At 67.6% G+C, this 7670-nt stretch carries 8 protein-coding genes and 1 pseudogene; 2 read left to right on the top strand and 7 right to left on the bottom strand.

What is annotated here, in order from left to right:
* Nucleotides 1-25: 25 nt before the first annotated feature.
* Nucleotides 26-1624, bottom strand: a complete 1599-nt coding sequence (gene fliF, locus V7Q81_RS13275; RefSeq protein WP_333844092.1) for a flagellar basal-body MS-ring/collar protein FliF — start codon at nucleotides 1622-1624, stop codon at nucleotides 26-28.
* Nucleotides 1625-1853: 229 nt separating this feature from the next.
* Here fliF and fliE point away from each other — a divergent pair, with 229 nt between their 5' ends.
* A complete protein-coding gene (gene fliE / locus V7Q81_RS13270) occupies nucleotides 1854-2168 on the top strand; it encodes a flagellar hook-basal body complex protein FliE (RefSeq protein ID WP_333844090.1) in 315 nt (104 codons plus the stop codon).
* A gap of 40 nt (nucleotides 2169-2208) precedes the next feature.
* On the top strand, nucleotides 2209-2934 hold the full coding sequence (locus V7Q81_RS13265; protein ID WP_333844089.1) for a flagellar brake protein: 726 nt from the start codon (nucleotides 2209-2211) through the stop codon (nucleotides 2932-2934).
* Nucleotides 2935-2962: 28 nt separating this feature from the next.
* Here the strand turns inward: V7Q81_RS13265 and V7Q81_RS13260 are convergent, their stop codons facing one another.
* From V7Q81_RS13260 to V7Q81_RS13235, 6 genes and pseudogenes are all read right to left on the bottom strand, one after another.
* Nucleotides 2963-3316, bottom strand: a complete 354-nt coding sequence (locus V7Q81_RS13260; RefSeq protein WP_333844087.1) for a flagellar protein FliT — start codon at nucleotides 3314-3316, stop codon at nucleotides 2963-2965.
* Nucleotides 3313-3765, bottom strand: coding sequence for a flagellar export chaperone FliS (gene fliS / locus V7Q81_RS13255; RefSeq protein ID WP_333844085.1), 453 nt, complete (start codon nucleotides 3763-3765; stop codon nucleotides 3313-3315). Before fliS ends, V7Q81_RS13260 begins: the two co-directional genes overlap by 4 nt.
* Before the next feature lie 10 nt (nucleotides 3766-3775).
* Nucleotides 3776-5770, bottom strand: a complete 1995-nt coding sequence (fliD, locus tag V7Q81_RS13250) for a flagellar filament capping protein FliD (protein ID WP_333844082.1) — start codon at nucleotides 5768-5770, stop codon at nucleotides 3776-3778.
* A 19-nt stretch (nucleotides 5771-5789) separates the two neighbouring features.
* Nucleotides 5790-6128, bottom strand: coding sequence for a flagellar protein FlaG (locus V7Q81_RS13245; protein ID WP_333844080.1), 339 nt, complete (start codon nucleotides 6126-6128; stop codon nucleotides 5790-5792).
* Nucleotides 6129-6182: 54 nt separating this feature from the next.
* Entirely contained in the window at nucleotides 6183-7037 is an 855-nt protein-coding gene (locus V7Q81_RS13240; RefSeq protein WP_333844077.1) for a flagellin N-terminal helical domain-containing protein, read from the bottom strand.
* Nucleotides 7038-7139: 102 nt separating this feature from the next.
* A pseudogene (locus V7Q81_RS13235) lies at nucleotides 7140-7670 on the bottom strand (glycosyltransferase); the annotation flags it as partial.

The following is a 7670-nucleotide window of genomic DNA, read 5'->3' as shown; positions in this document are numbered from 1 at the left end:
AAGGATGGCGCTTTTTTCCAGACCTTCATCCTTCATCGCCGCCGACCCACGACTTAACCACGTTGGCCACGACCTTGGGGTCCTGGCGGGCGAGCTGGCGGGCGGCCTCCAGGCCGCTTGCCTGGGCGGGGGGTGGCGCCGCCAGCTCCGGTACGGAGTCCTCCACCGCCAGCGGCCTGCCGGCGCTGCCTGCCGTCAGGAGGTTATGCAGCAGCGGCCGCAGCACGCCGAACACCAGGTAGGCGGCAAGCAGGGCGAGTAGCAGGTACAGGCCCAGGTCCTTGGCCAAGGACAGGATCTCCGGCTGTTTCCAGAAGGGAGGCTGCGGCGTCGGCGCCTCTTCGGGCACCGTGAAGGAGCTGTTCACCACGTTCACCGTGTCGCCGCGCTTCTCGTCGAAGCCGATGGCCTCCTTCACCAGGTTGGTGATCTGGGCGAGCTCCTCGGGCGTAAGGGGTTTCATTTCCACCCTCCCGTCGGCGCCTGCTTGCGCGCGGTAGTTGACCACCACCGCTGCCGAGAGCCTGCGCACGGTCCCGCTCGCTTGCCGCGTATAGGTGACCGTCTTGTCTACTTCGTAATTGGTGGTGGATTCCTTGCGGCTCGGGGTGGCAGCAGGAGCTGGCGACGGGCCGGCCGACTCCTTTTTTCCCGGCTGGGTCTCGAGGGGTGCGGCCGCCGGTACTGGCGGCTGGTTGGACAGGGCTCCCGGTATACCGCTTGCCGGGACTAGGCCGTCCCCCATCGACTCGGTCACGTGCTGGCTGCGCACCGTGGCTTGCCCCGGCGCGGCGTTGGGCCGGTAGGTCTCGGCGGTCTGTTCTACGTGGGAGAAATCCACCTCTGCGGACACTTGTGCCCGCAGATTGGAGGCCCCAACGATGGGCGTCAGGATCGCCTCGATACGCCGGGCGTAGAGGCTTTCCAGGTGATTGCGGTACTTGATCTGGCCCGCATCCAGGCCCGAAGCCGAAAGCGGGTCGGCGTTGGCGGAAAGCAAGCTACCCCGCTGGTCGATCACCGTGACGTTGCGCGGCGCGAGCTCTGGGACGCTGCTCGACACGAGATGGACGATGGCGTTGACTTGAGCTTCGTCCAGGGTGCGGCCCGGGTACAGGTGCACCAGGACCGAGGCGCTGGGCTTTTGCCGATCCCGCAGGAACACGCTGGGGCGCGGCAGGGCGAGATGGACCCGGGCGGATTGCACCGAGGCGATGGATTGCACCGTGCGGGCCAGTTCCCCTTCCAAGGCGCGCTGGTAGTTCACTTGTTCCTGGAACTGGGACGTGCCCAGCTTCGGGTTTTCCAGCAGCTCGAAGCCCACGACGCCCCCCTTGGGCAGCCCCTGGCCGGCCAGCTTGAGCCGCACCTCGTGGACCTGGGCGGCGGGCACCAGGATCGCGCCGCCTTCGCCCAGTTTGTAGGGCACGTTCATCTGCTGCAGCGCCGCCAGCACCGCCCCTGCGTCCCGGTCGCCCAGTTGGGTGAAGAGGATCCGGTAGTCGGGGGTGCGGGCCCAGATCCAGGCGCCTGCCAAAAGGGCGGCGGCGAGCGCCACCACGACGATCATGCCGATTTTTTGGGAAGCGGATAGCCGGGCGAGGGCCGGCCAGCGCACGGGCATCCGAGAATTCTCCACAACGGCCATGGGTGGCGTCTGTCTCCTCGATCGCGTAGACGGGTCCGGCGTTCTGGTCCGGCTCCCAGCCTCGACGCCGGCATTATCGGGGCCGTACCGGCTCGGGCGACGGGCAAAAAAGAGGGGAATTCGCCGTCATTTTTCCCGGCGCAGAAGGTCCCGGGGTTGCTACCGTGGCGACGTTGCGCTCAAGGCTTGGAAGGAGGTGGCCGATATGGATGCAAGAGGTATCGACAAAGTGCTCGCCCCCTTGGAGGGGACCGCCATGGGGCTTCGCCCAGGCGGGAAGACGGCGTCCGGGCAGAGCGTGGATTTCGGGCACGCCCTCAAGTCCGCCCTGCAGGCAGTCAATGCTCGCCAGCAGGAGGCGGCGCAGCTTGCGGCGAGCTTCGAGCGCGGCGAGCCGGGCACGGAGCTACACCAGGTGATGGTGGCGATGCAGAAAGCCAATATCGCTCTGCAAGCCGCCATCCAGGTGCGAAACCGCCTCGTCTCGGCCTATCACGACATCATGAACATGCCGGTCTAGCCCTGGGCGGGCGTGCATGTCGCCCGATGGTATGGGAGCGATGGACGCGGAAGATCAGGATCGCTACCGCGTAGGCTGCGCCGCAGAAGTGGCGGCCATTCTGCGGGCGATGGCCCACCGCCGCGCCTTGATTACCGCCTGGTACGGTGGGGGTGGCGCCTTCGCCCTCACCGCGGTGCTCGAGGCCGACGCCAGCCGCGACGAGCTGATTCTCGACCAGGTGCACGAAAAGCATGCCGCCGCGCTCCTGGCGAGCCGCGGCATCCAATGCACGGGGACCCACGATGGGGTGGAGATCCGCTTCGTCGTGGACGCGGTGCAACCCGTCCTCTTTCAGGGGGTCGCCGCGCTGCGCTCGGCGTTACCTGTAAAGCTCCTGCGGCTTCAGCGCCGGGAGTACTTCCGCGTCGTGACGCCGGCGCAGACCCCGGTCACGTGCACGATTCCCGCCGCCGCAGGGCCGATCGAAGCGCCCGTGCTGGATATGAGCTGCGGCGGCCTCGCCCTATGGATTGCCCAGGACGTGCTCGTGTTGGAACGCGGCACGGTGCTCCACGGCTGCCGGTTGCGGCTGCCCCGCTTCGGCACGGTCGAGACCGACATGCAAGTGGTACGCGTGGAGAAGCCGATCCTCAGGGCCGGCGCAGTGGGCCAGGGCTGCGGCTGCGCATTCGTGGACATGGGCGAGGGGGAGCGCAAGCGCGTGCAACGCTACGTCATGGAGCTCGAGCGCAGCCGCAATGCCCGGCTGAGCGGTCTGCGCTAAGCGTCCGTCCGAGAGGGGCCTCGTGGGCTCAACTACCTTCGGGGCGCTCGCGGCTTTCATAAACACGCTGCAGCGCCCGTGCCCGGCGATGGGTGTCCAGCAGTCGTTCCAGCTCCGCCATCCAGTCCACGGCGAGACTGCGGATCTCGGCATCATCGGCCAGCACCTTGCGGATGAGGGCCGCCTTGCGCTGCTGCTCTTCGGGCGTGAGGGGAGCCTGGGGGGTCGCCTGGAGCGTCTCTGCCAGGCGGCGGCATTCCCGTTCCAGCTCCACCAGCCGGTCCCAGTCCCCGGCACGGGCGCTTTGCAGCATGCGCTCGGTGAGGGCCGAGAGCGCCTCGAACGCGGCGACGGAGGGGTGGGACGAGGAAGGGTCCGTCATCGCCGCTGTCCCGGGGCTGACAGGCTTTGCGCTTGGGGCGCGAGGGGTTTTTGCGTCCTGTCGGGGGCGATGCCTTCCCACGCCTCCTGCAGCTCGCCAAGGAGCCGCGCCACCTCTGCCAGAGCGCCGGCGTCGTTGTGTCGGTTGGCCACCACCAGCCGGTGGGCCAGGTGATCATAGAGGGCCGCCAGGCGCTCTGCCAGCTCGCCACCGGCTTTCATGTCCAGGCTGGCCTTGAGCCCCTGGTCGATAATCTGGATCGCCTTGGAGATGGCCCCACCCTTGGCGGCGGTTTGGCCATTGGCCATGTGGTGGCGGGCGCGGGCGAGGGCCACCCGCGCCGCTTCGAACAGCATGACGATCAGCCGGTGCGGGTCCGCCGTCATGACATCGGCGTCCACGCTCACCTGGGTATAGGCGCTGACGGCTCGGTCGATGAGCGATTGCATGAAAACGTCCTCAAGGGGAGGGTGACAGGGCCGCGAGCTGCTGCTGCAGGAAGCTCGAGGTCTTGAGCATGCTGGCCACCATGGCGTCCAGGGCCGTGAATTGGGCGCGCAGCCGCTTTTCCACCGCCTCCAGGCGCCGCTCCATCTCTTCTTGACGGCGTTGTAACCCGTCGATGGCAGTGTCCAGCGTCTCGCTGCGTCCCGCGACGGGCCCATCGGCGGCGAGTAGCGCCTCGGCGAGGGCCTTCAGCCGGTAGGCATAGCCCTGGGAGTAGGAAACGGTGCCGCGCGCGCCGGTGGTGCCCCCCAATACCTCGACGGCGATGCCTTCGGCGTCGGTACCGGAGGCGGCGGTCAGGGTGCGGCCCGAACCGATGGCGGCGACGCCGCCGATGCTGCCCGCCACATCCACGCCGGTCGCCGCGCTGGGGCTCGCGCCGAACAAGCTCTCCTGGGCGTTGCCACCGCCCAGGAGCACCGCGGAGGCCGAACCGTAGCGATTAGAGGTCACGGTGAGGACGCCGGCCGCCTCCGACACCGTCACGCTCACGCCGGCGGCGGAGAGGGCTTGCGCGCCGTTGATCTTGGACTGGAGCTCTGCCGCGAGACCGGCCGCCGTGTAGGTCCCAGCCTGCAGGGTGACGGTGGCCGTGACTCCGTCCACGCTCAAGCTGAGGGTGTCGTTGAGCCCCGCGGTGATGGTGGTGCTGGCCGCCGCCGAGCCGGTCACGGATCCCTGGGTGGCGAGCCGGGACACGGAGACTTCGTAGCTGCCCGGCTTCGCGCTGGAGGCTGCGGAGGCGAACCGCACCAGGCTGTCGGAGGCTTTGCCCGTGGCGGCAAACACGCCCGCCACTGCCGCGGCATCGGCCTGGAGCGCCGCTTCCAGCTTGGTTGCATCCAGCTTCAGGGTGCCGTCGGGGGCGAAGGTGATGCCAAGCTGGTAAAGGGCGGAATAGCCGCCCTTGAGCCCAACCAGCTCCGCCGAGAGGGTCGAGCGCAAACGCGCCTCGATGAGCCGAGGCAGCCCGTCGCTCTGGAGCGCCCCGGCGGTTTTTGTGACAGGATCGTAACCGCCCAGCTCCTTGAGAGATCTCGCCAGCCGATTGTAGGCCTCGACGAAGGACTCCACCGCTTGGCGAATGGCAGCGGTGTCGGGGGCGATGGTGAGGCTCGTCGGTGCGCCCGCGTTGGTCTTGACCAGAGTGAGGGTCACCCCTTGCAGCGCACCGGTCACGGTGTTAGAAGCGGCGCGGATGGCGATGCCATCCAGGGTGAAGCGGGCGTCTCGGGCCGTGACCGTTTCCTGGAGGTTTTGGGTTCCGGACGGATCGTGGGCGAGAAGATTGGCGAGCGCCGTATCGCCCGAAACCGAAATGCGCAGGCTCCCCGCAGCACCTGGGGTACCGGAGGCGAGCACCAGGCGGTGGCCGCTGCCGTCGTACACGATGCTGGCGGTGACGCCGATGCCCGCCTCGTTGATGGCATCGCGAATGCCGGCGAGGCTGGCGTGGGCAGCATCGATGGTGACCGTCTTGGACGCGGCGCCGCTCGGAGTGAAGGTGGCGCCGCTGTACTTGCCGGTGGCGGCATCGAAGCTGCCGCCGTCGATGGTGCCGAACTCGATGGTGAGGGTTCCGGTGCCGATCGATGCGCTGGCAGAGGCCTGGGCCGCCGTGGCCAGCTTTTGGGCCTGAGCCAGTTGGATGACCTCCAGGCTGTGGACGCCGGCCACCGCTGCCGGGCCGGCGGAGGCGGTGGCGACCTGGGCGTCGCCCAGCGTGACAGCGTAGGCGCCAAAGCGGGAAGCGGAAGCGAGGCTGGATACGGTGGACTGGAACTGGGAAAGGGCCCCCTTGAGGGAACCCAGCGCCGACAGCCGCGCCTGAAAATCCGACTCCCGGCGTTGCAGCAAGGTGAGCGGCCGCCGCTCCAGGGCCATGAGCTGCGCCACCAAGCTGTTCACGTCCAGGTTGGAGCCGATGCCGGGCGATGACAAAGACATGAATCTGCCTCCGTCGCGATCACCCCTTGCGGTCCAGCAGCACGCCCTGCATGCGGTCGAGACCCCGCGCGATGGCCAGGACCTCTTCCGGGGGGATTTGCCGCAGGACTTCGCCGGTCGCCCCGTCCACTACCTGCACCACCAGCTTGCGGGTCGTCTCGTCTCTGCCGTAGCGCAGCTCCACCGCCAAGTGGCGCAGAGCGGCGTCGATCTGCCGGAGCGCTTCGTGCATCTGGGCTTCCTCCACGGCCGGCGCCGGAGCGGCTTCGGCGCGCGGCAGCGCGTGCTCGCGAGAGGCGAGCTCCCCAGACTGCGCCGGTCGTGCATCCGTAGGATGGCCGATGGGGTTGGCGATCATAAGCTAGGTTCCTTATGGGCCCGCGCCGCGGGTACGGCGCGGGCGGCACAAGGCTTACCGCAGCAGGGATAGCACGGTGTTGGGCAGCGCGTTCGCTTGCGCCAGCATCGCGACGCCGGCCTGTTGCAGGATCTGGCCACGGGTGAGAGCCGCCGTTTCGGCGGCGAAATCCGCGTCCATGATCCGGCTGCGGGAAGCAGTGAGGTTTTCGGCATAGTTCTGCAGGTTGGCGATCACGGCCTCGAACCGGTTTTGCACGGCGCCAAAGGTGGCGCGCACCGTGGAGACCATGGAAATGTCGGCGTCCAGGTTGGCGATCGCTGCCGAGGCGTTGGCCGAGGTGGACACGTTGATCACGCCCGTCGCGGTGAGGCTGCCACTGTAGGAGTAAAGACCGCCTGACCCGTTGACCGCCAGGTCGGTGGTGGTCACCGAGACTTGGTTCGAGGCGGCACCGCTCGCTCCTACCTGGAAGGTGAGTGTGGACGAGCCCGACAGCAGCGAAGTACCGTTGAAGGTGGTGGTTTGCACGATGCGAGAGATCTCCTGGGTAAGCTGATCCACCTCCTTTTGCAGTTGGCCCCGGTCGGTGTCGCTGATGGTGCCGTTGGCGGCCTGCACCGCGATCTCGCGGATGCGCTGCAGGTTGTTGGCCACCTGGGCCAAGGCGCCTTCCGCCGTCTGGCCGAGGGAGATGCCATCGTTGGCGTTACGCACCGCCTGGTTGGTACCTCGGATCTGGGATGTGAAGCTTTCTGCCACCGCCAGACCCGCGGCGTCGTCCTTGGCGCTATTGACCCGTAGTCCCGAGGACAGGCGCTGAATCGCGGTCTGCAACTGGGATTGGGATGCAGACAGGTTGCGCTGGGCGTTCAGCGACGCGATGTTGGTGTTGACCACAAGTGCCATTTCCGATCTCCTTTCAATCCGGTTTGACTGGGGCGATCCGAGCGCTCGATCCGCGTCGCACGACCGCCTTGTGCCGGTTATCGGATGGCCGACGGGAAAACTTTAGGGCACGGCCGGAGCGGGTGGTCTGGCGCAGACCGAGGCAGGGTGGGCGAATGCCGCCAGCCATTCCTCCAGGTGATCCTCCAGGAGATATCCCGCGAGCACCCACTCCCGCAACCGGTCGCCCTCCTGCGCCGCTGCGTCCAGGTCGTGGATCCGCTCTCGGATCGCCTCGATCCAGGCGCGCGGCTCGTTGGGCAGCCGGGTGACCGGGGCTTCCTGGTAGGGATAGATGTCCGTGCATATCACTGGCCAGCCCAGTATGCCGTACTCGAGCAACCGCAGGTTGCTTTTGGCCTCGTTGAAAGCATTGAGCTCCAAGGGTGCCACCGCCAGGTCCAAGTTGAGGCTGGCGAGCTTGGCGGGGTACTCGTCGAAGGAGGCGACGAATTCGTGGAATTCGTACACATAGGGGCGCAATGCTTCCGGGCACATGCCGAAGAACACCCATTCGACCTCCCGGGCGGTGGCGCGCACCACGTCGCGGATGAGTTCCAGATCGCCTTGGTGCTGCTGGGCGCCCGCCCAGCC

The sequence above is a fragment of the Pelomicrobium sp. genome (assembly GCF_036803785.1).
In the GTDB taxonomy this organism is placed as follows: domain Bacteria; phylum Pseudomonadota; class Gammaproteobacteria; order Burkholderiales; family UBA6910; genus Pelomicrobium.
This window is presented reverse-complemented; position numbering and strand designations above follow the sequence as displayed.

Excerpts from the sequence above, each read along its gene's own strand:
- V7Q81_RS13265 (WP_333844089.1), top strand. The coding sequence starts at position 2,209 with ATGGACGCGGAAGATCAGGATCGCTACCGCGTAGGCTGCGCCGCAGAA.
- V7Q81_RS13260 (WP_333844087.1), bottom strand. The coding sequence starts at position 3,316 with ATGACGGACCCTTCCTCGTCCCACCCCTCCGTCGCCGCGTTCGAGGCG.
- fliE (WP_333844090.1), top strand. The coding sequence starts at position 1,854 with ATGGATGCAAGAGGTATCGACAAAGTGCTCGCCCCCTTGGAGGGGACC.
- fliD (WP_333844082.1), bottom strand. The coding sequence starts at position 5,770 with ATGTCTTTGTCATCGCCCGGCATCGGCTCCAACCTGGACGTGAACAGC.
- fliF (WP_333844092.1), bottom strand. The coding sequence starts at position 1,624 with ATGCCCGTGCGCTGGCCGGCCCTCGCCCGGCTATCCGCTTCCCAAAAA.
- fliS (WP_333844085.1), bottom strand. The coding sequence starts at position 3,765 with ATGCAATCGCTCATCGACCGAGCCGTCAGCGCCTATACCCAGGTGAGC.
- V7Q81_RS13245 (WP_333844080.1), bottom strand. The coding sequence starts at position 6,128 with ATGATCGCCAACCCCATCGGCCATCCTACGGATGCACGACCGGCGCAG.
- V7Q81_RS13240 (WP_333844077.1), bottom strand. The coding sequence starts at position 7,037 with ATGGCACTTGTGGTCAACACCAACATCGCGTCGCTGAACGCCCAGCGC.